At 42.0% G+C, this 24,793-nt stretch carries 20 protein-coding genes and 2 riboswitches; of the genes, 8 read left to right on the plus strand and 12 right to left on the minus strand.

Translation table 11 applies throughout. The annotated features are described in order from the left end of the window. The first annotated feature begins 18 nt into the window (after nucleotides 1-18). Both CSV73_RS09185 and CSV73_RS09190 read left to right on the plus strand, forming a co-directional pair. Complete coding sequence (locus CSV73_RS09185) at nucleotides 19-1,182, plus strand: glycosyltransferase (RefSeq protein WP_099627301.1); 1,164 nt, start codon at nucleotides 19-21, stop codon at nucleotides 1,180-1,182. Nucleotides 1,183-1,255: 73 nt separating this feature from the next. Then, nucleotides 1,256-2,782, plus strand: a complete 1,527-nt coding sequence (locus CSV73_RS09190; RefSeq protein ID WP_099627302.1) for an oligosaccharide flippase family protein — start codon at nucleotides 1,256-1,258, stop codon at nucleotides 2,780-2,782. 114 nt (nucleotides 2,783-2,896) lie between these two features. On the opposite strand, the gene CSV73_RS09195 is transcribed toward CSV73_RS09190, so the two are convergent. The 6 genes from CSV73_RS09195 to CSV73_RS09220 all read right to left on the minus strand — a co-directional run bounded on the left by CSV73_RS09195 (nucleotide 2,897) and on the right by CSV73_RS09220 (nucleotide 10,042). Next, entirely contained in the window at nucleotides 2,897-3,124 is a 228-nt protein-coding gene (locus CSV73_RS09195) for a hypothetical protein (RefSeq protein WP_085132842.1), read from the minus strand. Between the two features lie 204 nt (nucleotides 3,125-3,328). Next, the gene (adhP, locus tag CSV73_RS09200; protein WP_099627330.1) at nucleotides 3,329-4,342 is read right to left on the minus strand and encodes an alcohol dehydrogenase AdhP; all 1,014 of its coding nucleotides are present in this window, start codon (nucleotides 4,340-4,342) and stop codon (nucleotides 3,329-3,331) included. A gap of 288 nt (nucleotides 4,343-4,630) precedes the next feature. Next, the gene (locus CSV73_RS09205) at nucleotides 4,631-6,091 is read right to left on the minus strand and encodes a CoA-acylating methylmalonate-semialdehyde dehydrogenase (RefSeq protein ID WP_099627303.1); all 1,461 of its coding nucleotides are present in this window, start codon (nucleotides 6,089-6,091) and stop codon (nucleotides 4,631-4,633) included. Nucleotides 6,092-6,124: 33 nt separating this feature from the next. After that, nucleotides 6,125-7,300, minus strand: coding sequence for an iron-containing alcohol dehydrogenase (locus tag CSV73_RS09210; RefSeq protein WP_099627304.1), 1,176 nt, complete (start codon nucleotides 7,298-7,300; stop codon nucleotides 6,125-6,127). A 126-nt stretch (nucleotides 7,301-7,426) separates the two neighbouring features. After that, entirely contained in the window at nucleotides 7,427-9,142 is a 1,716-nt protein-coding gene (locus tag CSV73_RS09215) for a sigma 54-interacting transcriptional regulator (protein WP_158232329.1), read from the minus strand. A gap of 285 nt (nucleotides 9,143-9,427) precedes the next feature. Beyond that, complete coding sequence (locus CSV73_RS09220; RefSeq protein ID WP_099627306.1) at nucleotides 9,428-10,042, minus strand: TetR/AcrR family transcriptional regulator; 615 nt, start codon at nucleotides 10,040-10,042, stop codon at nucleotides 9,428-9,430. A gap of 258 nt (nucleotides 10,043-10,300) precedes the next feature. Here CSV73_RS09220 and CSV73_RS09225 point away from each other — a divergent pair, with 258 nt between their 5' ends. The 3 genes from CSV73_RS09225 (at nucleotide 10,301) to CSV73_RS09235 (ending at nucleotide 14,149) form a co-directional block, all read left to right on the plus strand. Continuing rightward, on the plus strand, nucleotides 10,301-11,209 hold the full coding sequence (locus tag CSV73_RS09225) for an NAD(P)-dependent oxidoreductase (protein WP_099627307.1): 909 nt from the start codon (nucleotides 10,301-10,303) through the stop codon (nucleotides 11,207-11,209). 33 nt (nucleotides 11,210-11,242) lie between these two features. Beyond that, nucleotides 11,243-12,757: a CoA-acylating methylmalonate-semialdehyde dehydrogenase gene (locus tag CSV73_RS09230; protein WP_085132848.1), complete on the plus strand. Its 1,515-nt coding sequence runs from the start codon at nucleotides 11,243-11,245 to the stop codon at nucleotides 12,755-12,757. 108 nt (nucleotides 12,758-12,865) lie between these two features. Further along, on the plus strand, nucleotides 12,866-14,149 hold the full coding sequence (locus CSV73_RS09235) for a GntP family permease (protein ID WP_099627308.1): 1,284 nt from the start codon (nucleotides 12,866-12,868) through the stop codon (nucleotides 14,147-14,149). A 125-nt stretch (nucleotides 14,150-14,274) separates the two neighbouring features. Here the strand turns inward: CSV73_RS09235 and CSV73_RS09240 are convergent, their stop codons facing one another. Together CSV73_RS09240 and dapA are read right to left on the minus strand one after the other, a co-directional pair. Next, the gene (locus tag CSV73_RS09240; RefSeq protein ID WP_233202863.1) at nucleotides 14,275-14,880 is read right to left on the minus strand and encodes a transposase; all 606 of its coding nucleotides are present in this window, start codon (nucleotides 14,878-14,880) and stop codon (nucleotides 14,275-14,277) included. Nucleotides 14,881-15,555: 675 nt separating this feature from the next. Then, nucleotides 15,556-16,449 (minus strand): 4-hydroxy-tetrahydrodipicolinate synthase, encoded by an 894-nt coding sequence (gene dapA / locus CSV73_RS09245; protein WP_099627309.1) that lies wholly within the window; start codon nucleotides 16,447-16,449, stop codon nucleotides 15,556-15,558. 117 nt (nucleotides 16,450-16,566) lie between these two features. Next, nucleotides 16,567-16,744: riboswitch (Lysine riboswitch) on the minus strand. Nucleotides 16,745-17,032: 288 nt separating this feature from the next. Here dapA and grpE point away from each other — a divergent pair. Together grpE and CSV73_RS09255 are read left to right on the plus strand one after the other, a co-directional pair. Then, nucleotides 17,033-17,623: a nucleotide exchange factor GrpE gene (gene grpE, locus CSV73_RS09250; RefSeq protein WP_099627310.1), complete on the plus strand. Its 591-nt coding sequence runs from the start codon at nucleotides 17,033-17,035 to the stop codon at nucleotides 17,621-17,623. 84 nt (nucleotides 17,624-17,707) lie between these two features. After that, the gene (locus tag CSV73_RS09255) at nucleotides 17,708-18,928 is read left to right on the plus strand and encodes a tetratricopeptide repeat protein (RefSeq protein WP_099627311.1); all 1,221 of its coding nucleotides are present in this window, start codon (nucleotides 17,708-17,710) and stop codon (nucleotides 18,926-18,928) included. 78 nt (nucleotides 18,929-19,006) lie between these two features. On the opposite strand, the gene CSV73_RS09260 is transcribed toward CSV73_RS09255, so the two are convergent. Continuing rightward, nucleotides 19,007-20,080, minus strand: a complete 1,074-nt coding sequence (locus CSV73_RS09260) for a YARHG domain-containing protein (RefSeq protein WP_099627312.1) — start codon at nucleotides 20,078-20,080, stop codon at nucleotides 19,007-19,009. 285 nt (nucleotides 20,081-20,365) lie between these two features. Here CSV73_RS09260 and CSV73_RS09265 point away from each other — a divergent pair, with 285 nt between their 5' ends. Further along, complete coding sequence (locus tag CSV73_RS09265; RefSeq protein WP_099627313.1) at nucleotides 20,366-21,856, plus strand: S8 family peptidase; 1,491 nt, start codon at nucleotides 20,366-20,368, stop codon at nucleotides 21,854-21,856. 66 nt (nucleotides 21,857-21,922) lie between these two features. Here the strand turns inward: CSV73_RS09265 and CSV73_RS09270 are convergent, their stop codons facing one another. From CSV73_RS09270 to CSV73_RS09280, 3 genes are read right to left on the minus strand one after another with little or no spacing between them, the layout of a single operon-like run. Further along, nucleotides 21,923-22,963 (minus strand): ABC transporter substrate-binding protein, encoded by a 1,041-nt coding sequence (locus tag CSV73_RS09270; protein ID WP_099627314.1) that lies wholly within the window; start codon nucleotides 22,961-22,963, stop codon nucleotides 21,923-21,925. Then, the gene (locus tag CSV73_RS09275) at nucleotides 22,960-23,712 is read right to left on the minus strand and encodes an ABC transporter permease (protein WP_199093025.1); all 753 of its coding nucleotides are present in this window, start codon (nucleotides 23,710-23,712) and stop codon (nucleotides 22,960-22,962) included. The genes CSV73_RS09270 and CSV73_RS09275 overlap by 4 nt, the downstream gene beginning before the upstream one ends. Beyond that, a complete protein-coding gene (locus CSV73_RS09280) occupies nucleotides 23,709-24,476 on the minus strand; it encodes an ABC transporter ATP-binding protein (RefSeq protein ID WP_099627332.1) in 768 nt (255 codons plus the stop codon). Before CSV73_RS09280 ends, CSV73_RS09275 begins: the two co-directional genes overlap by 4 nt. Before the next feature lie 87 nt (nucleotides 24,477-24,563). Further along, nucleotides 24,564-24,661, minus strand: a riboswitch (TPP riboswitch). Nucleotides 24,662-24,793: the final 132 nt, after the last annotated feature.

Genomic DNA, 24,793 nt, shown 5'->3' on the forward strand with positions numbered 1-24,793 from the left:
ACGAAATGAGGTGACATCATGAAAGTGACATTCTACTCAAATTTCTTGAATCATCATCAATTACCTTTCTGCCTGGAAATGTACGAAAGGCTTGGAAGGGATTTTAAGTTCGTTGCAACTGAACCCATGCACGAAGAACGAGTAGAGCTAGGGTATGAAGATATGAGCGAGAAATATCCCTTTACACTCAACTCCTATGCTACTGATGAAAATTATCATAAAGCTTTTCAATTAAGTGAAGAAAGTGAAATTGTAATTATCGGTTCCGCACCAGCAATTTTTATAAAAGAAAGGCTGAAGCAGAACAAAATCACCTTCCGCTACTCTGAAAGGATTTTTAAAAAGGGACGTTACAGAGTGGTGAGTCCTAGATCCTTCTTTCCTTTAGTGAAAAACCACACGCGTTATCTGAATAAAAATGTGTATATGTTATGTGCAAGTGCATACACTGCTGCAGATTTTAGACTAGTAGGAGCGTATAAGAAAAAGGCATTTAAGTGGGGATACTTCCCTGAAGTAAAGCGTCATGACATAAAAGAGCTAATGGAAAAGAAACAGAATAGAGTTCCTAAAATATTGTGGGTAGGAAGGCTATTAGGACTAAAACATCCAGAACAGGCGATACAAGTAGCTGCCATGTTAAAGGCCAGCGATTACTTGTTTCACATGGATATCATTGGTTCCGGAGAGATGGAAGATGAGTTGAAAGAAATGATAGAGAAATATGATCTTTCTACTCATGTAAACCTGCTAGGTAACATGAAGCCAGATGAAGTAAGACGTCATATGGAACGCGCAAATATCTATTTATTCACTAGTGACTTCAATGAAGGTTGGGGAGCAGTCTTGAACGAAGCTATGAATAGTGGATGTGCCGTAGTTGCAAGTCATGCTATTGGTTCTGTACCATTTTTACTCGAACAAAATAAAAATGGATTAATTTATAAGAATGGAGATATACATCACCTATACAAATGTGTTGCCAGTTTATTAGATACTACTGGTTTAGCTGAAAGATTGGGAATTGAGGCCTATCATACATTATACGAAACATGGAATGCAAAATATGCAACCACCCGATTGATAAACTTGTTTGAATCTTTACTAGGCGGAATACACTTACACTATGAACAAGGCCCCTGCAGTCAGGCAGAAATACTAACGCACAAGTTTATATATTAAATTTGGCAAGTGAAATATTCATTCGAAATAGAGTTTTTAAAGATTGAATTACTGAAGAGTAGGGGTGGTGTGTATGGCTAAAGATCAAATTAAATCAGGTGCACTTCTATCCTATGTAAATATTATTTTAACTACCTTTAGCGGGTTATTGTTCACACCATTCCTGCTGCGGCATCTCGGTCAATCTGAATATGGTTTGTATATGTTAATCGGTTCAATTGTAGGGTATATTGCGATTATGGATTTGGGATTACACAATACGATGTACAGGTTTATATCGAAGTATCAAAGTGAGAAAAATGATAAAAAACAAGAAAACTTTTTGGCTACTATATTTTTAATTTATGGTTTGATCTCGCTTTTAGTATTACTAATAGGCACATTACTCGTAATGAATCTGGATCTTTTCTTTGCTCATTCTCTAACGGATGCCGAATTTTCTAAGGCTAAGATTATGGCGGCTATTCTAGTATTTAATCTAATGTTATCACTTCCTCTTGGGGCATTTCATTTTATCGCCAATGGGTATGGAAGATTTGTGGTCGTGAATGTGATAGGGATCGTCAGAATATGCTTGCGTATTGGTGTTCTCATTACACTACTGTTAATGGGGTATAAGTCTATAGCCATTGTTATTATTGATACGATTTTAAATATTGGAATTGGGGTAGTATACGCTATATATTGCTTCAACCATCTTAAAATCAAAATCAGACTGTATAAATTTGATATGGAATTTATTAAAGAAATTATGAATTATTCTTTTTTTATTTTCATTACGGCGATTGTGAATCAACTCTTTTGGAGAATTGGTCAAGTGACATTAGGAATATATAGCAGTACAGTAGCAGTTGCGCTATATGCATTATCCTTAACCCTCGTAATCTATTATCAGCAACTTTCATTAGCTATATCCAACGTTTTTATGCCAAAGGTATCTAATTTAGTAAGTGAAGGAGCAAGTGGAGAAGTATTGACCAGTTTAATGATTCAGATCGGTCGTATCCAATTTGTGATATTGGGTATCGTCTTATCAGGTTTTATCGTAACGGGGCAATCTTTTATAGAATTTTGGGCTGGAGAAGAATATGGAGAAGTGTATTGGATCACTCTTCTGATTTTCATACCGGTGACAGTTCCTATGTTTCAAACGCTTGGCGGTGTGATTTTGCAAGTCAAAAGTATGCACAGGTTTGAGGCGAAGGCTTATCTTGTCATGGCGCTCTTAAATATTCCGCTTTCCATATGGTTAGGTATGCTATACGGTCCGATCGGGATAGGAATTTCGACAGCTGTCTCGATTATTATTTTCCAAATTGGTGTGATCAATTGGTATTACCAATATAAGATTGGGATCAACGTACCTAGATTTTTTAGAGAGACCTTAAAAGGTATTCTTCCTACAGTGATTGTAACTGTTTTACTAGGACAACTAGTTAACAGTATGGGATGGGAAGGATGGTTAGCCCTATTATTGAAAATGGTATTTGTTGCAGTAACGTATATAGTCTTACTGTCATTCATTGGTTTGAATAGTTCTGAAAGAGCAATATTTAGTGGATATAGAGTGATTGTTAGAAAGAGGTTTAAATATTTGTAGATGTGGAAACCTAATGTCCATCCCATCTCAACATCTTGCTAACCTATTCTACACATGTGGTAGGCAATATATGTAAGGCAGCCGCCACTGTACAAGTGACGACTGTCTTTTTCATCAGCGTTTACGATGATGAAACAGTCGGGACAGGCCTTTCAGAATGATCGCCAAGGCGAACAACACGATGATGATCACCAACACCACAGCAAGAGCTAACAGCAGCAAGCTTCCAGCGAGAGCGCCCAATAAGCCCGGAACGATTAAAAATAAACCGAGCAACGCATATCCGGCTAAAATCCCGAAGAAGAAAAGCCATTCATTGCTTACATGTGCACATTTCGACATAAACTTCACCTCCTTGCTGTACTATATGTCGCGTTCAGCAAGGTGATGTAATGCAATTCACTCGGTTTTTGATAATAAAAGAGTGTTAATAATTCTACCAACCCAATAATCGATAATAAACAAGGCATCCAATCGATAAACCGATTGGATGCCTTGTTCTGATCATCTCGATGTGCGATTAAGTTGTCACAACTCTACTTACTATCAATCAAACGTCAACACAATACGTCCATTGATTTGACCCTTTTCCATCTTTTCAAGCACTGCATTCACATCGGAAAGGGGAGCTGTTTCAATTTGCGCCTTTACTTTCCCGCGTGCGGCAAAATCCAGCGCTTCTTTCATGTCGATTCGTGTTCCCACGATGGAACCTTTTACTGTGATTCCGTTTAACACCGTATTGAAAATAGGGATCGGTAAATCTTCATGTGGCAATCCGACAGCAACCAAAGTGCCACCGCGTTTGACGGAACGGTACGCTTGCTCAAAAGGTACTTGAGCTACCGCAACACTAATAGCTGCCTGTACGCCACCGATTTGCTGTTGAATCGCTTCGGCAGGATCTTCATTTTTGCCGTTCACTGTAATGTCGGCTCCGAGTTTCTTCGCCAGTTCCAATTTTTCATCCGCTATATCAACTGCCACTACATTGAACCCCATAGCTTTCGCATACTGTAACGCTACATGACCCAATCCACCGATGCCGTAAATCGCCACCCAGTCTCCTGGTTTTGCACCGGATACTTTCAACGCTTTATATGTTGTCACACCTGCGCAGAGGATAGGTGCGGCTTCAACAGAGCTTAAATTTTCAGGGATTTTCGCTACATAATCTGCTGCTGCGAGGCAATACTCCGCGTATCCGCCATCCACTGAATAGCCACCATTTTCTTGACTATGGCACAGTGTTTCTTTCCCTTGTAGACAATAATCACACTCACCGCATGCAGAGTAGAGCCAAGGTATACCGACGCGGTCTCCAACTTGTACGGACGTGACATTCGGTCCAATCGCTTCAACAATTCCTACACCTTCATGACCTGGAATGAGAGGAAGTTTCGGTTTGACAGGCCAGTCACCATTGATTGCGTGTAAGTCTGTATGACAGACGCCGCATGCCTCTAGTTTGACTAATGCCTGACCGGCTCTAGGCGTTGGTTTTTGTGTGTTTTCAATTTGTAACTTTGTCTGGAATTCTTTAACGATCGCTGCTTTCATTGTGGTCTGTTTTGTAGTCCCTCTTGCGTTACTGTTTTGAATTGCTGGTTTCATGAATGATTCCTCCCTTTTTCTCTTACGGACTATCTATATGTGGGAGGAGGGGGGATTAGTACAGGGGAACGGTACCATGGAACGGTGGAACGGTACCAGGTCACTACACAAATTTGGAACGGTACCAGGTCCCCACACAACTTCGGAACTATTCAGACAATTATCATTCGATACTACGAAAAACACCTTCTCTCTGCTTAAACAGGGAGAAGGTGTTTTTCAATTGTATAGTGATTATTCCCAACGCCCCGTAAGTACTTTCTGACGTGTATAGAAATTCAGTCCGTCTTTACCGTTCGCATGAAGATCGCCATAGAAGGAATCTTTCCAACCGGAGAATGGGAAGAAGGCCATAGGTGCAGGTACGCCGATATTTAATCCGAGCATTCCTGCGTCGATGTTTTCGCGGAAATTGCGTACGTTTCCACCGTCTCTTGTGAAAATACATGCGCCGTTACCGAACTTGGATTTATTCGATAAGTCGATCGCTTCATCCAAGTTTTTCACACGGCTGATCGATAGGACAGGCGCGAAAATTTCGTCTTGCCAAATCTTCATTTCGTTCGTGACATGATCAAAGATCGTAGGTCCGACAAAGTATCCTTTTTCTTTAGCTGCACTGTCTAGGCGACCGTCGCGAACCATTGTTGCGCCTTCATTTTCACCAGTCGCGATGTATTGTTCTGTACGTTCTTTATGCGTGTCACGAATGACGGGGCCAAGGAAGATTCCTTCGTCCAAACCGTTTCCGATTGTGAGTTCATTCGCTCGATTGAGCAATGTTTCAACAAATTCGTCTGCAATGTCTTCTTCCACAGCGACGACTGAACATGCCATGCAACGTTCTCCGGCTGAACCGAATGCTGCGTTGATGATTTGTGTGGCGGCATTGTCTAAGTTCGCATCTTTTAAGACGATGGAGTGATTTTTTGCTCCCGCTAGTGCTTGAACGCGTTTTAGATTATCTGTTCCGCGTTTGTAGACGTACTCGGCAACGGGCTGAGAACCTACGAATGAAATGGCGGCGATCTTTTCGTGATCTAGAATACTATTTACTACGTCGTGTGCTCCGTGCACAATATTGAAGACGCCTTTGGGTAAGCCGGCTTCTTCGAGTAGTTCAGCTAAGCGGTTTGCTAGCATCGGTGTGCGCTCGGATGGCTTGAGTACAAATGTATTTCCTGTTGCGATTGCCATCGGGAACATCCAGCATGGCACCATCATCGGGAAGTTGAATGGAGTGATTCCGCCAATGACGCCGATTGGATAGCGATAGGTTCCAGATTCCAAACCTGATGCGACGGATGGCAAGTTATCACCCATCATCAACGTAGGGGCTCCTGTGGCAAATTCTACACATTCAATTCCGCGTAGTACTTCACCGTGCGCTTCAGTAAAGTTTTTTCCGTTTTCGACTGTGATAATTCGAGCAAGCTCATCCCAGTGATCGACTAATAGTTGCTGATATTTGAATAGAATACGTGCGCGACGTGGAACGGGTACTTCTTTCCAAGTAACAAATGCTTCGCTAGCTACTTGTACTGCGCGATCTACATCTTCTTTTGTTGAGATGGGAACGTGTGCGACGACTTCTCCAGTGGCAGGATTATATACAGGCTCTGTTTGGTCTGTCGTAGCAGATACCCATTCACCGTTAATATAGTTTTGTACTGTTACTGTTGAATTTGTTGTCATATAGATGGCCTCCTAGTGTAATTACATATTCTATTAAAATTGGTATTCATAACATACTTGATATAGCTCTGCGATTTCTTCTTTTGAAGGTGTTTTAGGATTATTGCTAGGGCTTCCGCTGGCGATCGCGTCTGTAGACATTTTACTGATAGCGCTTACAAACTCTGCACGTGGAATTCCCCATTGTTCAAGATTCGGGATAGCTAATGCTTTACATAAATCCTTCACTGATTGTACAGCGATTTCTGCGGCAGCTTCATCTGATACTTGTTCTGCTTCGGAAGAAAAGATCCGGCCGATGTCTGCCAATCTATCAATACATGCATCTTTGCTATATTCCAGTATTGCAGGTAAAAGCATCGCATTCGAGAAACCGTGTGGCACATCAAATAGGGCACCAATTGGCCTAGACATGCCATGGATTAAACAAACAGATGCATTGGAAAATGCACTTCCAGCTTGAAGCGCAGCGAGTGACATACCTTCTCTAGCTTCGATGTTTTGACCGTCCGTGAATGCTTGATGCAAATTCTTTGAGATTAACTTGATTGCGGATAACGCCATCATATCTGTCATCGGATGAGATTTTTTAGATATGTATGCTTCAATGGCGTGACTCAGTGCGTCTACACCGGTCGCTGCTGTTACTTTTTGAGGAGAAGAGAGCGTCAGCAATGGATCGACGATGGCTACATTCGGCATGAAAGCAGGCTGTTTAATCATCATTTTCACTGTTGTTGCTGAATTCGTGATGACGGTGACGTCTGTTGCTTCTGAACCGGTTCCTGCAGTAGTTGGAATCGCAATGTGAGGTACAGGTGCTATTTGTGCAATTTTCTTCATGCCTACGTAGTCTTCGATGTTTCCACCGTTAGTCGCTACTACTGCAACTGCTTTCGCCGTGTCGATACAGCTTCCGCCACCTAACGAAATAATCAAGTCGCATGTTTCGTCTCGATATAAATGAAGTGCATCTTCTACATATTGATCATTTGGCTCTGAAGCTACACCAAGGAAGACTACACTTTTAACGGAGCGTTCCGATAATTTACGCTGACACTCTTCTACGTATCCGAGATTCTGCATGATTTGGTCGCTGATGATCAGTGCTTTCTTACCGAGATGTACAGCTTTTTCACCAATCTGTGCAAATGAATTTTGCTGGTACAGTATGGTGGGTGGCATTTGAAACGTTTTGCAAGTTTCCATCAGGTCAGCTCCTTACATTATAATACGTGTAATAAAGTAGGACGTTTAAAACAGCAATAAAAAAGTGTAGCATCTAGGCTACACTTTTATTAATAAACATAGTGTAGCATTAAGGCTACACTCTAGTCAAATATTAAATTTTCTCATTTTTTTGTATAATGTCGTTCTGTGGATGCCAAGCAGCTCAGCGGTCTTTGATTTATTGCCGTCTGTTTTATCTAGTAAATCGATAATCATCTTTTTTTCTTCTGCGTCTTGTTTCTCTTTGATATTTTCCAATGTGTGGATATTTTGTCCCTCCACGATTAGTTGAGGTAAGTCTGTTACGTCGATGCTATTGGAATGAACCGTGCTAACTAGGTGTTCTAGCACGTCAATCAATTCTTCGATATTGCCTTTCCATTCGTAATTCATTAAGTACGTCACAGCCGAAGTGGTGAAAGACTTCTCGGGTATTTTATGTGTGAAACATATTTCCTGCATATAGTGTGACAGTAAATAGGGAATGTCTTCTTTCCTGTTGCGAAGTGCAGGAATGGTCAGTTGCAACGGATTTAATTGGGCATATAACTCGGAGCTGAATGCATCACTTTCGGCTAATTCATATAAATTTTGTGTAGAAGAAATAATGAGTTGGACAGGGAAACCTTCTGGAGCGTGTCGTAAACAGTCCAGTAACTTCATTTGTAAAGTCAGAGATAATGCTTCTATATCTTGTAAGTAGAGTGTGCTTTCGTTACCGGAAGTGAGGATTCCATGCATGCCGAAAAGCTGCTCGTCCACGTTTTTTGAGACCTCAACCGTACAGTGTATGATCGTAAATGGTTTTGATGCGATTGGGCTTAATAAGTGAATGCTTTCTGCGAATGCCTTTTTCCCGGTGCCTTTTTCGCCTGATAGTAAAACGACAGCTTGTGTCCGTGCAGCAGTCCGCGCTTTTCTTTTCAAGTCGGATATCGCTTCACTCGTTCCGATAATTTGATTGAGACTCGAAAAGCCTTCTGATGATAGGGGAGGAAGTTCTGTATCGGCCATGACTTTCTGCAGTTGCAATCGTTCATAGATCCGGTAGATGTCCGAAACCCCTTCAAAAATGAGCATTCCGATTGCTGCAACTACTTTGCCATTTTTCCAAATAGGGATTCGGTGAACGACCATGTCTTGTCCTTGTATATTTTGTAGAACGCCTCTTTCCGGAATACCTTTTTGGACCGTTTCATGTAAATTCGTGTTTTCAATTACGTTTGTTACATGCCTTCCCAATGCCTCAGATCTAGGTACACCTGTGAATTTGCTATATGCCTCATTGAATTCAATGATGATCCCATTTTCATCGACTACCGCAATACCTTCATACGCTTTTTCAAGAATAACAGATAAAATATCCGTCACTTTGTCATTTTGTATATAGCTTTCCATCAGTGCCGTTAGCCCTTTGAAGATTTCTTTTTGCGTTAGGAGGCCTGTGAGCATACCTTGTGGATTTTTCACCATATAGACAGCCGGATTGTCGGATTGAAAAGGGAGTTCACTCAACAATGACTGCTCATCTATTTCAGCTACTTGCGTGAAGAACATCGTCTCGAGCAACATATGCTTGTCACGGCCACTGACGAATGCTTCGAGTATATGGTGGGGAGTCATCATGCCAATCGGTTTATGATGTGAATCGACAACTGGAAGAAATTCAAGTTTCAATTCGTTCAAAACTTTAGCCGCTTCTAGCAATGTCTTATCTGATTGGATGACCGAAAAGTTTTCATTCATCCAATTCGCTACAGACATCCATTTCTTATCGTTTTCAACTTGTATGAGTGTATGAATAAATGCGTCTTTAAACATTAGAGCCTCCATGAGATATCTATTTTGCGTTGTGTTAGTTAATTATAGCTTGAAAATTATACATGTGCACGGGACTGAATGAAGGGAGAATGTATTTCGAACTTGCAGTAAAAACACCTTCCATAAAAATCGGTAGAAGGTGTTTGGAATTTACTATAGTTGAAACCGAATGCATTCGAGTGGTTTCTGTTGTGCGTGAAAGAAACAATAGATCTTTACGGTGAAATAGCTAGCGATCAGTAAAGGGAGTCTGTTCTGTCATTACACTCTCGTAAAAGATTTATTTCATTCACTATCACATTTTAGTCCATCTAACACTACGGAAATAATACAGTGAATTTCTACTACAGGATCCAGACGTTCTCTAAAAATGATCCAATCGTAGATCGTTCCGCGCATGCAACGTGTGACGAGCATTGAAATCTCATCAACCGAAAGCTCTCGTTTAAACTCATTTCGTTCTACTCCTTCTTCTACATAAGAGCGAATGATTTGATACAGTTGGCGATTTTGGTCAGTTAAATAGTGTTCATCATCTATCGTTAATGCCAGTGCGCTTGTGTAAATCGTATGAATGAAATCTTTTCCTAAGACATCCCTTAAATACGTCATTTGGCCTTTATAAAAAAGAAGAATTTTTTCTGAAGCCTTGAGATCAGCGGGAATGCTAGGAATGAATGATAGGTAAAATTCATCGATATCTTTAAATTTTTCCAAGAAGACATCATATTTCGAATTAAAATGAACGTAGAATGCCCCTTTGGAAACGTTACATGCTTTTGCGATACTTTCTACCGTTACATTATCGAAACCTCTTTCATGGAAAAGCTCTAGGCCTTTTTCTAGGAGGTTTTTCTTCGTCTCTTGCGCTTTTAATTGACGGGGTGTAAGTTCTGTCATGTTCTGTTCCTCCTTTACCATGTTTGTTAACAGGATACCATGTTAGCAGGTTTATTTAAAATTTTTAGAAAATGGGTTGACTAATTGGATAATTCTAGATACTATTGAGTGACTGTAGTATGTGACTACGGTATGTGAAATAAATTAAGGATCATTATGTAATTATTAATCGTTTACAAATTGTTAGGTTTCTATATTTTTTTATTATTAATGATAACGCTTACATTTTTATAAGCGAATTAAAAAGGAGGAATATGTATGGCGAATGAAAAGAAGATTGGGTTTATTGGGCTTGGAAATATGGGTTTCCCGATGGCGCGTAATTTATTGAAAAAAGGCTACTCCGTTTACGCTTTGGATATCAATAAAGAGTCGGAACAGAGCTTTGGAGAATTGGGGGGGCATGTGGGTCTGACTACTGCTTCGTTACTCAAGGAAGTGGATCTCGTTTTCACCAGTCTACCTACTCCTGCTATTGCGGAAAATGTGTATTTAGGTGAAGAGGGAATTGTGAATAGTGCTACGAAGCCAGTAGTATTAGTGGATTTAAGTACGATTTCACCTGAGCTGAACAGGAGAATTGAAATAGAGGCATTGCAACAAAATCTTGAATACTTGGGCGCGCCGGTAAGTGGAAGTGTCAGTGGTGCGGTGAACGCTACGTTATCCATTATGGTAGGTGGCGAAAAAGAAACGTTTGAATCGGTACTGCCTTATTTACAAGCTATTGGATCGAATGTATTTCATGTAGGAAAAGATCCGGGTGTTGGTACTATTGTAAAGCTCATCAATAATATGATGGCGGGTATCCACAATCAAGCAGTTGCGGAAGCTCTCTCACTAGCGAAGCTTGCGGGTGTTAATCAGGATATCGTCTATGACATCGTTAACGTCAGTTCGGGCGCGAGTACAATTCTTACGCGTAACTACAAGACGTATATTTCACAGGATGAGTACAATAAAGGTGCATTCACGACTTCATTATTATTAAAAGATTTGAAGCTTGCGAAACATGTATCAGATTCACTTAACGGAGAGCTACCGATTACTTCGCAGCTGATTAAATATTATGAAGAAGAAGTAGAAAAGGGTCATGCTCATGAAGATATGTCTTCTTCGTATTTGATGATTCAAGACAAGTTGAATCATCAAAAGCAAAACGTATAAGAGAATTCATTATAAATTAGGAGGAATAGATCTATGCAAAAAACAGATGTAAAGACGTTAACTCATTTTATTAATGGTGAAGAGGTTGAAGGCAAGAGTGGACGTTTTGGAGATGTCTTTAATCCTTCCACTGGAGAGAGGATTGCAAAAGTGCCATTGGCTTCAACAGAAGAAGTGAATGAGGTCGTGAAGCTAGCGAAAGAAGGGTTTACGCACTGGTCTAAGATTTCAGTTGGAAAACGAATGGAAGTACTTCACAAGTTCCGTGCCCTACTTGTAGAAAATACGGATCGATTGGCCTATGCAATTGGTGAAGAGAACGGAAAAACGCTCTCTGATGCAGCAGGTGAAATCTCACGTGGTATCGAGTCGGTGGACTTTGCGATTGGTGCTCCACACTTGTTAAAAGGTGAGCACTCGGTGAATGTGGGGGGAGAAATCAATTCGTATTCCATGCACAAGCCATTAGGTGTTGTAACATGTATTTCACCATTTAACTTCCCGGTAATGGTACCTGTCGCGATGAGTACGATGGCGGTGGCAGTAGGTAACGCGATGATTCTGAAACCTTCAGAAAAGGTTCCTCATTCTGCATTAATTCTTGCGGAGCTATGGTCTAAAGCGGGATTGCCAGCTGGTGTTTGGAATGTGGTCAATGGCGATAAAGAAGCTGTCGATGCACTGCTTACGAATAAAGACGTTATGGCTGTTAGCTTTGTAGGGTCGACGCCGGTAGCTGAAGCAGTTTATGAAAAAGGAACAAAAAATCATAAGCGTGTACAGGCATTTGGTGGCGGAAAGAATAATATGGTCATCATGCCGGATGCGGATATCGATACAGCGGTGAATTCATTCCTTGGCGCAGCTTATGGTGCCGCATCACAAAGGTGTATGGCAATTTCTTCTGCGATTCCTGTAGGTCAGAAAACAGCTGAAGCATTTGTTGCCAAGCTAACAGAAAAAGTGAATGAACTGAAAGTCGGAAAGTTCGATGACAAAGAAGCAGATTTCGGACCTGTGATCAGTGCTGAAGCAAAAGCGAGTGTAGTGAAATCCATCGATTTGGCTATAGAAGAAGGAGCCGTCCTAGCTGTGGACGGACGAAATCCTAAAGTAGCGGATGAAGGAGGCTATTACTTAGCACCAACATTGCTTGATCATGTAACAACAGACATGAGTGTGTACAAGGAAGAAGTCTTCGGTCCTGCACGAATCGTGGTTAGGGTAGATACGCTCGAACAAGCGATTGATCTAATTAATGAGCACGAATATGGTAATGGCGTGACGATCTTTACCAACAGTGGAAGCGCTGCACGGACGTTCACGGATCAAATCGAAGTGGGAATGGTAGGGGTAAATGTTCCGATTCCCATTCCAGTTGGTTATCATAACTTCGGTGGATGGAAACGCTCCAGATTTGGTGAAGGGCAAATGTTTGGTCCGGATACGGTTCGCTTCTTTACGAAAACTAAAACCGTTTCTGAGAGATGGTTTGATACTTCTTATAATGATGAAAGCAAAACAGATTTCGACTTCCCAAGTAGTTAATTGACCATAAGCAGGATCGTAGTGAATATTTAACTCCGATCCTGCTATTTTTCTAAATTAAAGTCGTTTTATTTTGAATAGTACATAGTCAGTTGGAGGAGGGGTAGGATGTTAGGGATATTTATAGGTTTAGTGTTACTTATGGTATTGGCTTATAGAGGTTGGTCGATCATCTGGATTGCACCGATTTGTGCAGGAATCGTAGCACTATTCGGTGGATTAAACTTATTGGACGCGTATACGGATACATATATGACAGGGTTCGTTAACTTTGCAAAGCAATGGTTCCCGGTATTTATGTTGGGGGCGATTTTCGGGAAGTTGATGGAGTACAGCGGAATGGCCCATTCAGTAGCTATTGGAATTTCACGCGTTTTTGGTAAAGAGCGTGCAATCATTGGTGTCATTGTGGCAGCAAGTGTATTGGCTTACGGTGGTGTGAGTGTGTTCGTTGTTGTATTCGCAGTCTATCCATTGGCCCTGAATATGTTCCGTGAAGCGAATATTAGCAGACGTCTTCTTCCAGGAACGATTGTAGCGGGGATGATGACATTCGCCATGACGGCATTGCCAGGTACACCGCAAATTCAGAATCTGATCCCGACACAGTACTTTCATACGACAGCGGCAGCGGCTCCGATTATCGGACTTGTTTCATCGGCGTTCATGATTGTCTGTTCCGTATTGTATTTGAATCGTAGAGTACGAGTGTTAAGAGAAGCAGGGGAAGTTTTCGAAGAACGTGAAGAGGACTTGAATGCTGAACCACGTACGAACTATCCACATATCATACTTTCGTTATTACCTTTACTGGCTGTTATTATTACATTGAACTTTTTAAAATGGGATATTGTCATAGCCTTGGCAACGGGCATTGTTCTAATTTTACTCATTTCTATTAGAGAATTCAAAGGCTTCACAAAAGCAGTAAACAGTGGAGCGAGCGATTCTGTTATGGCGATGATCAACACGAGTGCCGCAGTAGGATTCGGAACGATTGTACGATCGGTTCCGGGCTTTGAAAAGTTAAGCGACGCGATTTTAGGAATCAATGCAAACCCTTTAATCTCTGAAGCCATTGCGGTAAACGTTTTAGCGGGAGCGACAGGGTCAGCTTCCGGTGGTCTTGGTATCACATTAGAAGCACTAGGCTCGCATTACTATGAGATTGCAACCACTACGGGTCCTGCGCCCGAAGCCTTTCACCGCATTGCATCAATTGCATCGGGTGGATTGGATTCTCTTCCTCACAACGGGGCGATCTTGACGATTTTAATTGTGACAGGTATGACCCACAAGGAATCGTATAGAGAGATGGGTGTGATCGCGATAGTGTTCCCTATGCTTTCATTGATTCCTGCGATTGCGCTTGGGATTATGGGGATTTATTGATGGTGTTCGCAAACGGTACCAGGTCCCCACACAACTTCTAAACTATTCAGACAACTCAGCGTATCGCGCCAAAAGACTTCTAATCCAGTACATTAGAAGTCTTTTGGTATTTCATTATATTGAGATTAAGGGAACGCTTCTAGAATATCCTTACTTTTCTGGCGGTTCAAAATATCCTCTATGTCCATCAAACAATAATGCACGTAGGCTTCTGTAGTTTTCTCGAATGGTTGAGGTAAGCAGTGTGGGAGTTTAGATGTATCAAGATACGAATAAGGTGACGGTGCAGAAGAGTGATAGTAGGGGAATGTGCTGAATGGATAATCAGCCAAATGCTTGACCAAAGGTGTTTTTGTTGTGATCGGATTGCGGTGAATATAGCGGCTTACAGCGAGCATTGCGTATGGAGATTTTACTTCTTTAGAATAATATCGGCCCTGATAAAGTTGTCCAATATATCCATAACGTTTAGAGTAATAATCGCTGTATTTTCGATTGATATGCCGCATGATTTTAGATAGGCTGTCTTCAGATTGAAGTAGAATATGATAGTGATTGGTCATGATACAGAACGCGAAAATTGTGAATTGATAATAGATAGATGCATGGCCTATGCATCGCATCAGATGCCACATATCATCTTCCGTGTTGTAGATGTTCTGTCGGTTATTGCCGCGCATGACGACATGGTAGTTTGCATTCGGCCTCCAATTCCGTTTACGTCTTGCCATTAACCTCTCCTCCTATTATTTTGTGAATATATTGAGTATAGTGGAGAAGTTTTATTTTGGTCAAAAGAGTGAAATTGAATTTTGGAAAATGGAAAGTGCGTACGAATAACGTTATAGGTTTGAAGAATTGAATTTTTGCAGCTGTTACAGTAGAAGAATTTAATTCCTGAATGAATTGTGCTTGAATTGTGTTCGAATTGTGTGTGGACCTGGTACTGTGTCGTATCACAGCCGAATTGTGTTCGAATTGTGTGAGGACCTGGTACTGTGTCGTATCACAGCCGAATTGTGTTCGAATTGTGTGAGGACCTGGTACTGTGTCGGTGTCACAGCCAAATTGTGTTCGAATTGTGTGAGGACCTGGTACTGTGTCGGTGTCAAAGCCGAATTGTGTTCGAATTGTGTGAGGACCTGGTACCGTATCGTATCACAGCTGAATTGTGTTCGAATTGTGTGAGGACCTGGTACCGTATCGTATCACAGCCAAATTGAGTTCGAATTGTGTGTGGACCTGGTACTGTGTCGGTGTCACAGCCGAATTGTGTTCGAATTGTGTGAGGACCTGGTACCGTGTCGTAGAACCTGGCACCGTATCGAATGAATCAAAAAGCTGCTACGAGACGACCATATCATACGGTCGACTCGCAGCAGCTTAAAGTGGTTTCTATATATGGATCAAAGGCCGATTGCGGATTGGTTTCGAAGCGCTAGAAGGTCTTTTAACGATTCTACTTGTTCGTCAGGCAACGCAATCATCGGTAAACGAACGCCACCAACCGGTACGCCCGTCAAGTTCAGCGCGGCTTTTGTAGGAGAAGGGTTCGGTGCAGCGAACATCGCTTGCATGATCGGCAATAGGCCACGATAAATGGTAGCAGCTTGCTTGGTATTGCCGGTCTTGAAGTGGTGCACCATTTCTTGCATTTCATTTCCTATAATATGAGCAGAAACCGACACAATGCCGGCGCCGCCAATAGCGAGTACAGGAAGTGTAGACGCATCATCACCTGTGTAGACAAAGAAGTCATCTCCGGTATGTTCAATGATCGCCGCAACGGCTTCTAGATCACCACTTGCTTCTTTGACAGACGTAATATTCGATACGTTGTTTGCCAATCGGATAATCGTTTCGGGCAACATATTCACGGCACTACGTCCTGGGATGTTATACAGCATGACCGGTAATGTAGTCGTTTGTGCAATCGTCTTGAAGTGCTGGTACAACCCTTCTTGACAAGGCTTATTATAATACGGGACGACAAGCATAATTCCGTCGACGCCAGCTTCTTCTGCTTGGATCGTCAAGTCGATGGATTCTCTTGTACTGTTTGTTCCTGTACCTGCAATAACTGGCGCGCGACCTGCAACGGTTTGCACAGTGAATTTGAATAGTTCTACTTTCTCTTGTGCAGTAAGAGTAGGGGATTCTCCTGTCGTACCTGCGACAACTAGTGCGTCTGTTCCATTGGCTAGTAAGTGATTGATTAAGTTTTGTGTTGCTGGGTAATCGATGTCTCCTCTTTCATCAAACGGAGTAACCATCGCTGTCATAATTGATCCGAAATTCATTATTCTCCACATCCTATCATTTTATTAAAAAACATAGAGGTGGGGGCGGTACGTAATTGAACGCAAAAAGCAACAACGAGGGCTCGCTGTTGCGTTGAAATAATGAATTATTTCTTTGCACGAGATAGCCCACCATATAGTTTCCTATATGACAATCCTGCACTTGTTCAGTCCAGAATCAGCTTGGAGATCATGAGTGTCTCGCCGCTTCGGCAAATTCCCCTTTCCACAATCTTCACAGAACCTCATGATTCTCTGATTGTGTACTAATGGTTTTTGCGCCTCTATCCTTACTCCGAAATTATCGAAATAAGTGAAAGTTTAATTAATCCCTACTCTACTTGTTATCTGAAGAAATAGCAACCTTAACATTTCTAGATGAATGTTCTGTCTATCGATGCCACTTCGTGCAACAATGGGTCAACAAGTGTACGAAAGTCGCCTCATTCCTTCGACAATTCACTGCCCAGTATTGTGTTAGCCTCCAAAAAGTGCTATCTTATCAGTATAATAGCCTAAGGGTAAACTGGGCTTTTCTTGCTTGATTTATGCATTACATAAGTTTTCTGAAAAGGGGAATTCGATGAGTACTATACATGAGTCCGCGAATAACAGGCCGGAAGAGTTACAGCGCATATTGGATAAAGAATTATTACAGTTGGAGAAAATTACGATTGAAGATTTCGAAGTAGATCCTATCGAGAAGCCCGTCACACAAGAAGATTTAAAGCAATTTCAGCAATTTACATCGACGAGTTTTCGCTCCCTAGAAGAATTGTTGGAGAGCAATCAAGCCGTCTTGCCCGTTGATGAGGCCATCACGCGTTTGCAAGATGAAGCATTGCAAGACCGCGTCCAAATGGCAAAACGCGCGGTGCAAATCTTTAGTTTATTTGAAGACGTGCGTCAAACGGTTGATCCTGCATCTGTCGATTTACTTGCACAATTGGATGCTGTGATGGATCAAGCGCAGCTCTTACTTGAAGAAATCGGTATAACAGAGTTACCGGTGTACGATGAGTATTTCGATGAAAGCTATATGGAAGCGGTTGGCACTATACCCGAAGAAGAAGCACAAGGGATCGAGCGTTTTAAAGTGGCGGCTGTATTCCGCAGAGCCTTTTCAATAGAAGGTCAAGTCATTCAAGATGCACAAGTGAAAACGGTTTCGTAAAAGGAGGAACGTTTATGACGAGCATAACAATTGATCAATGGGTGAGTCACTACGTACGCCCGTTTAGTAGGTGGAGGTGATTCAATGAGTTCATTTACTAACGTTCCTATGCTAATTCAGCAAATGCAACAAGAGATACGACAGAAACGTTACACGATGGCACTTGATACGATACGGGAATTGGAAAAGTTGAATGTTAGCCGCAAGCAGATTCTGTGGCATAAAGCGTTGCTTGAGAGTAAGGTCGGAAATTTGCATGTGGCATTAGCTTACCTGAAGGAACTAGATAGCGACGAGTCACATGCCATTAAATTGAAGCAAACGATTACCGACAATTGGGACACGTATACGCAGGTCATCGATGAATACAACCATGCAGTGTCGGAAATTCAGCTAGGATTTGGTGAAAACGCACTACATATTATTGATCACGCGATTCAGCTGGCAGGAAAACTGCCCGTCCCGATTGAATTATATCGTATGAAAACGGTCTTGTTGGCGCGTTATGAAAGCGGTACTTTATCTCGTTATACGGCGGGGCTACCTTTGTATGTACTCGACGATCCGACTATCAAACGTGCTGTGGCGGCAGAACCTCCACGTCCAGATATCGCACGACCGGTTCCTAAGCCTAGGCGCAAACGTAAGCTGAAAAAAGAGGCGGTAGTACTATTCGCTAGTATTGCGACCGTGCTGTTAGTATTTTTCGTCTGGTTACTAGCGAATCTACTGACACAGCCTGAAACCGCTACGGAGTCACCCACTACAGCACCGGTGAAAAAACCGGCTATTACGGAGACTGTGTCTAAGAAAGAAGAGCCGGTTGAAAAAAGAGTAGAAGAGGTAGAGCCGAAAGAAGAAACGGAGCTTGCATTCGTTTCAAATGAAGCAGCGAATATGTATTATAATGAAGGCTATAGGCAATTCGTAAAGGAAGACTTCCCAGCAGCTGTTGCGTATTTAGAATACGCTGTGCGCACGGAAGAAAGTGATTACTTCACGGACGATGCATCGTACTTCCTAGCTTCGAGTTATTTACGTGAGCAGAAGTATGAAGATGTCGTGGAGGTCGCGAAAGCATTCAGTAAAGAACAAGATGTGAATTATATGGAATCACCTTACCGAGAAGGGATTCGTCTTCAGGAAAGCCGTGCTTTGTGGCAGCTCGGTGAAGAGGCACAAGCGGTTTCGATTTTGGACGAATTGATCAACAAGCCCGATGAAGACTGGGTAACGTATGAAGCAAGGGCTATGAAGAAGTTTGTAGTAGAAGGCGAGAGTGGGGATGACGAAGAAGCTAGCTGAGTTAGCTTGTGACCGCGCTACACCACAAAAACAGGAGCAATCCACGAAGTCAGCTGACTTCGCGGGTTGCTCCTTCTTTCATTCTTGTGATTTAATCAACTCAATATTATGCTTCTCCCACTCGGTCATTTTTCCATCGAAGGATGGATTCGGTTTGTACCAAGACTGTGAGCCAAAGTAGTTCTGCAGTTCTTTTGATTTGAATACATAGCCGTGCCGTGCATAGATTTCATTGCGCGCTAAACGTAAATCATCCTTTGACAGTCCTTTTAAATCGGAAGTATCGAGGAAGACATCACCGCTGTACGAGATGATGAAATGGTCGTTTGAACCACCAGCTGGTACTTCTTTAATCACTTCTTTGACAATTACCGTTTCGACAGGTTCTTCTTTTACGACGTCGTTTTGCACGACTGGCAAATCGTTGTCGGTTTCTGTATTGGTTGCGATCGCCAATTCTTTGATCGAATCAAAAGCGAGATGAACCGATTGCTTCGCTCCGAATACGTTTGCTTGAATTTCTTCGCGCACGCTTTCATCATTCAAAGTGGTCGTCATTTTGATTGGATATATCCCTGCCATATACGGGCCAAATTCTGCTTGTTCTTTACTTTTTTTGATATAGCCCATCTCTGTATCATGAATTGACAGGACGGTTTCCTCCCCGATAGATTTCACTTTGAGAATATAGCCCGTCGGATTGATCGTATAGCGCGGGAAGAGGCCGAATCGTTTTCCTGTTATGCGCATGGAGAACATGCCTTCGTCGGTCTTTTCTTTTAAATTAGTTTCTACTACTTGAACGATAGAAGGGTTTTTTTCCACCAATGTAAGCAATGCTCCAATACTTTCTGCGTTGATTGAAATACGACTATCTTTCGGCACAATCAATTCATGCAAAGCATCATGATCCTGCTCGATCAGCGCTGAAATAAAGTGCTCAGTTGTTGCCTTACGACCGTATTTGGTTTCCATAGCGTAATAGCTTGTAATCGCGACTAGCACAATAGCTAGTAATAAAACCGGGTACACTGGTGTTTTCAGTAACGACCGTTTTTTATTGGAATAGCGTGATGCCAGAAATGCTTTGCAGTGTGTGCAGTACTCTTGCTGTTTTCTATTCATTTCATTACATATCGGACATTTTTTCATATAAATTCTCCTACTTCATGCTATGGCTCTCTCTTTTAAAATGAGTATAGATACCAATGTAGTCAAGATTATACTATGACTGACGGGATTATTCTAGACGTAAGGCAGGTAGTGGCATAAAGGAAGTAGGGCGTAGAGTATTTAGGAAAGTGGGTTTCTCAAAATACCTCATGTAAAGTAGTCCTATCTAACGTATAGGATGTATGAAGATGGTAAATGGTGAGTTATAATGGTTTAAAAGAATCCCATATTGCTAAAGTGTGACAGGGAAGAAAAGAGGGTCGAATGAAAAGGCAGCATCATCTACTTTTGATTATATGCATTGGATGGATGGCGGTATTTGGTTTACAAGAAATAGTCAGTGCGGAAGTGATTTCAAATGAGTTACTGGTAGAGTATGAAAATAATCGCCAAACGTTTTCTATAGATGAAAACTTATCGGGTGTAGAAAACCGCGAAACTATTACAGACGAAGTGGAGTTATGGAGCTTTACAGATTCTGCTGAGATGCTTCTGATGAAGGAACAACTTCTCGAAGATCCAAATGTTTTACATATTGAACCGAATTATGAGCGCTCTTCACATGTCGTATTCAACGATCCTCTTCTTGTGAAGCAGTGGTGGATTCCACAACTAAAGCTGCAGTTGATGTGGTCTAGAGTGCAAGAGCAAAAGAAAAATACCGTCGTAGCCGTCATTGATTCTGGTATTGATCTATATCATGAAGATTTACAAGGGCGAATACAGCCAGGCGGTTATAATTTTTACGCAGATAATACGAATGTTCAGGACGTCAACGGCCATGGAACCGCAATCGCAGGCGTCATTGCGGCTAGGGCTGGGAATCATCTAGGGGTAGTGGGAATTACAGGAATATATGATACCAAAGTATTGCCGTTGAAAGTCTCGCATCTAAACGGGCTCAGTAAAGTGTCAGATAGTATCCAAGCGATTGATTACGCCATCAAGAAACAAGTCGACGTGATCAACATGAGTTACGGAAGTAGCCAAGCTTCCCAATTGGAGGAAAAAGCGATACAGCGTGCAGTGGAATCGGGTATTACGGTCGTTGCGTCTGCAGGAAACGATGCAATGGAGGGAAATTCCATCATGTTTCCTGCATCCTACGCTTCTGTAATTTCAGTGGGGGCAATAGAAAGAGATAATCAGCGCGCTTACTTTTCAAACTATAACTCTCACGTTAGCTTAGTTGCTCCAGGTGCGGCAATCTATACAACAACAATTAATAATAGCTATAAGTCAGTCAGTGGAACTTCTTTTTCAGGACCTATGGTAGCAGGCGCAGCGGCGTTATTGAAATCTATAAAGCCCGAAGCGACGCCCACTGAGATTAGACGGTTACTTGAAACGACCGCGACAGACTTAGGGGCGCCGGGAAAAGACATTCATTTCGGTGCGGGATTAGTTAATATAGAACGACTTAGCAACGCATTGCTGAATGAATTTAAGGGCGATTTTCCTGAACTGCATGTACAACCAAATAAGGTATTCAAAATCAAGTTCACTAGTGCATTGCTACTGGAAGAAGACTATGCTCGACATATTTACATTACCCGTTCGCCAAATAGCACAGAACGTATCGAAAGTTTTACAGCGAAAGTGGATCCTTTAAATAGTAAGCAATTATTCATTACACCAACTACTGAATGGCCACAAGGGGTTCATTATTTACGTGTGGATCAAGGTGCGCAAAATAAGAATGGAGTTGCGATGAAGAAGTCATTTGCTGTGAAGTTTACCGTACTGCCTCACTAATCGCATATCATCAAAAAGGCTATTGCGATTAGTCATGGAGACTCTCGCAATAGCCTTTTGAGTATGTTACTTCGTTAATTTAGAGAACATTTCTCCCGTATTGATATCTAAGATCATCTCATCCACTTCAGGTTTCGTCTTGATCATTTCCATTTCATGTAGCCAGTCCCGTACTTCTTCCCAAGATGTTTCATCCAGCGTGCCAAATGCTTTACCATCTGTATCCATCTTAGGTAATAACACTTGTAAACTTTCCGTTTCGATTGCTTTGTCTAACGGGAAGTTGGCTTGATCTTGGTTGTTCAGCAAGAGGTCGAGTGCTTCTTCGGGCTGTTCTACCATAAATTCATAGCCTTTTTGAGCTGCTCGCCAGAAAGCCTGGATGGCGTCTTGTTCTTTATTCCATGTATCATCACTCGTCAACAACACGATTTCACTATAATTCGGCACGCCATAGTCTACTGGATTAAAGTAGCGCGTTTTGAATCCTTTCGAGTCCATAACAGGCACTTCGTGGTTAATAAATGTTCCTGTCACGGCATCGACGCGTTTTGAAACGAGTGAAGATTCCAATTCAAATCCAACATCGATCATATTCACTTTGTCATAATCGCCACCGTCATTCGTTACCATCGTTTTAATCAGAGATTCGTTCAGTGGAATTCCAGGATAGCCAACTGTTTTGCCTTCAAGATCTTTAGGTGATTGAATCGAGCTTTCTTCCAACATGACTGTGTAATTAAGCGGCTCACGTACGATGGAGGCAATCGCTTTAACCGGAATATTTTCATTTGCTTGCGCTAAAATGACGTCCGGTTGGTAATACAATCCAAGTGTCACTTTACCTGCTGCGGTCAAGTTCATTGGGTCGGTCGGATTGGCAGGGAATTGAATGTCCACTTCCACGTTTTCTTCATTAAAAAATCCTTTTTCTTGCGCAACATATATATAGCTATGTACGGCATTCGGATACCAGTCGAGCATAATGCTGACTTTTTTCTTTTCATTGTTCGGTGTCTCTTCTTGATTGGCAGGGGTTGTATCATTTGTACATCCAGCTAGAAGTAGAAGAAGACACGTGATGCTAAGGAACAGACGTTTTTTCATTGATGATTCCTCCATTGTAAAAAGTATTTTTCTATTACGACAACGAGTAAAAAGAAGATAATGCCTACTGCCGAAAGCAAGACGATCGGTGCGAATACAGCAGCACTATCAAATTGCGTCATCATTCTTCTGCTGAAATATCCAAGTCCTGCCTGCGCGCCTAACCATTCTCCAATGGCCGCACCAATTACGCTAAGTGTGACCGCCACTTTGAGTCCAGAGAAGAAAGATGGCAAAGCGGAAGGTAGGTCTAGCTTATAGAAGATATCTTTGGCGGATGCGCCCATTGTCATCATTAACTCACGTAAGTTCTTATCTGACGAGCGTAAGCCGTCGAATACGCTGACGGTGATCGGGAAAAAAGTGATCAGGACGGTGACTGCGACTTTACTCCAAATGCTGTAGCCGAACCACAAGACAAAAATCGGTGCAAGCGCAATGACCGGAATCGTTTGCGACGCGATCAAAATAGGGTAAAAAGCTTGCTCAATTGGTTTCTTACTATACATCGCAATCGCTAGTGTGGATCCGATGATGATCGAAATCGATAAGCCGATCAAAATAGTTAAAGCAGTCGGAGGTAAGTGATGGATAAACAGCTCCGTTTTCAGCTCCCATAATCTGATCAGAATCGCTGAAGGGGACGGGAAGAGGAAGCTTTTGTCGTAAAGTCGTGCTGCGATTTCCCATATGCCAAGAAGGATTGCAACGAGAAGTATAGACCAACTATACGAAGTCATCTTCTTCATAGCCGCGCCTCCGAACGAAGCTCGTTAATCAGTTGCTCTTTCAGTTCCATCAGTTCCGGTCGTGCCAAGTCCCGCATAGTGCGTGGTCGGCTGAGAGGCACGAAGACTTCGCGAATCGCCTGTACCGGTTTTTCAGCAAGTACAAAGATGCGATCGGATAGGAATAAGGCTTCGTCAATATCATGTGTGATGAAGACAATCGTTTTATCGAGCTTTTGCCATTGATCGATTAGCCACTCTTGCATCGTCAGCCGCGTAATCGCATCTAGTGCGCTAAATGGCTCGTCCAATAATAAAATATTTGAGCCAGTCAGGATTGTGCGCAAAAAAGAAACACGTTGTCGCATCCCGCCTGATAAGTTTCCAGGATAGGCGTTTTCTTCTCCTGCCAGTCCGAAGTCAGCAAGTAACTGGATGATTTCATCGGAAGAAGGTTTACGTTTTTGAAGCTCTACAGGTAATTGAACATTTTCAAGAATCGTCCGCCACGGCATGAGTAAGTCTTGCTGCGGCATATAGCCAACCTTGCCTAACCGCTTCGTTGTCACTTCTCCGTCCAATAAAATCTGTCCACTGTCAGGGTTCTCTAGGCCAGTGATGAGTCGAAATAACGTGCTTTTGCCATAGCCGCTTGGTCCAATGATGCTAACGAATTCGCCTTCCTTCACGTGCCAGTCAACTTGATCGAAAATAACAGTTGGTTTCGAAGCTTTCGTTGCTTGATAATGAAAAGAGACATTAGTAAACTCTAAAACTTTATTCATCATATTCTTACCACTTCTCATTTCTTAAAAAAATTCACACAAAAAAACCACTTCTCTATGCGAAGCGGTTGCATAGTACGGATAAAATCCGTCATATGTCCACTTCCCTCCGCTAGCATTATCTAGAGCAGGTTCAAGGGTTAAGGCGAACGCCTCTCTCAGCAAAAGCACCCCTAGTGTTTATCCATCTCTTATCGTTACATAGTCTGAAAAGATAGTCAAGATAGCGTTTAGAGAAATCGGTATAGGATAGAAGCCTGTAAATAGATGAACCGTCAAATATTACGCTATTGCAATTGTTATGTCGACTCCTTATG

The sequence above is a fragment of the Sporosarcina sp. P1 genome (assembly GCF_002743155.1).
GTDB classification, from domain to species: Bacteria; Bacillota; Bacilli; order Bacillales_A; family Planococcaceae; genus Sporosarcina; species Sporosarcina ureae_B.

Coding starts and splice junctions, on each gene's coding strand:
- CSV73_RS09185 (WP_099627301.1), top strand. CDS start 19: ATGAAAGTGACATTCTACTCAAATTTCTTGAATCATCATCAATTACCT.
- CSV73_RS09190 (WP_099627302.1), top strand. CDS start 1,256: ATGGCTAAAGATCAAATTAAATCAGGTGCACTTCTATCCTATGTAAAT.
- CSV73_RS09195 (WP_085132842.1), bottom strand. CDS start 3,124: ATGTCGAAATGTGCACATGTAAGCAATGAATGGCTTTTCTTCTTCGGG.
- adhP (WP_099627330.1), bottom strand. CDS start 4,342: ATGAAAGCAGCGATCGTTAAAGAATTCCAGACAAAGTTACAAATTGAA.
- CSV73_RS09205 (WP_099627303.1), bottom strand. CDS start 6,091: ATGACAACAAATTCAACAGTAACAGTACAAAACTATATTAACGGTGAA.
- CSV73_RS09210 (WP_099627304.1), bottom strand. CDS start 7,300: ATGGAAACTTGCAAAACGTTTCAAATGCCACCCACCATACTGTACCAG.
- CSV73_RS09215 (WP_158232329.1), bottom strand. CDS start 9,142: ATGTTTAAAGACGCATTTATTCATACACTCATACAAGTTGAAAACGAT.
- CSV73_RS09220 (WP_099627306.1), bottom strand. CDS start 10,042: ATGACAGAACTTACACCCCGTCAATTAAAAGCGCAAGAGACGAAGAAA.
- CSV73_RS09225 (WP_099627307.1), top strand. CDS start 10,301: ATGGCGAATGAAAAGAAGATTGGGTTTATTGGGCTTGGAAATATGGGT.
- CSV73_RS09230 (WP_085132848.1), top strand. CDS start 11,243: ATGCAAAAAACAGATGTAAAGACGTTAACTCATTTTATTAATGGTGAA.
- CSV73_RS09235 (WP_099627308.1), top strand. CDS start 12,866: ATGTTAGGGATATTTATAGGTTTAGTGTTACTTATGGTATTGGCTTAT.
- CSV73_RS09240 (WP_233202863.1), bottom strand. CDS start 14,880: ATGGCAAGACGTAAACGGAATTGGAGGCCGAATGCAAACTACCATGTC.
- dapA (WP_099627309.1), bottom strand. CDS start 16,449: ATGAATTTCGGATCAATTATGACAGCGATGGTTACTCCGTTTGATGAA.
- grpE (WP_099627310.1), top strand. CDS start 17,033: ATGAGTACTATACATGAGTCCGCGAATAACAGGCCGGAAGAGTTACAG.
- CSV73_RS09255 (WP_099627311.1), top strand. CDS start 17,708: ATGAGTTCATTTACTAACGTTCCTATGCTAATTCAGCAAATGCAACAA.
- CSV73_RS09260 (WP_099627312.1), bottom strand. CDS start 20,080: ATGAAAAAATGTCCGATATGTAATGAAATGAATAGAAAACAGCAAGAG.
- CSV73_RS09265 (WP_099627313.1), top strand. CDS start 20,366: ATGAAAAGGCAGCATCATCTACTTTTGATTATATGCATTGGATGGATG.
- CSV73_RS09270 (WP_099627314.1), bottom strand. CDS start 22,963: ATGAAAAAACGTCTGTTCCTTAGCATCACGTGTCTTCTTCTACTTCTA.
- CSV73_RS09275 (WP_199093025.1), bottom strand. CDS start 23,712: ATGAAGAAGATGACTTCGTATAGTTGGTCTATACTTCTCGTTGCAATC.
- CSV73_RS09280 (WP_099627332.1), bottom strand. CDS start 24,476: ATGAATAAAGTTTTAGAGTTTACTAATGTCTCTTTTCATTATCAAGCA.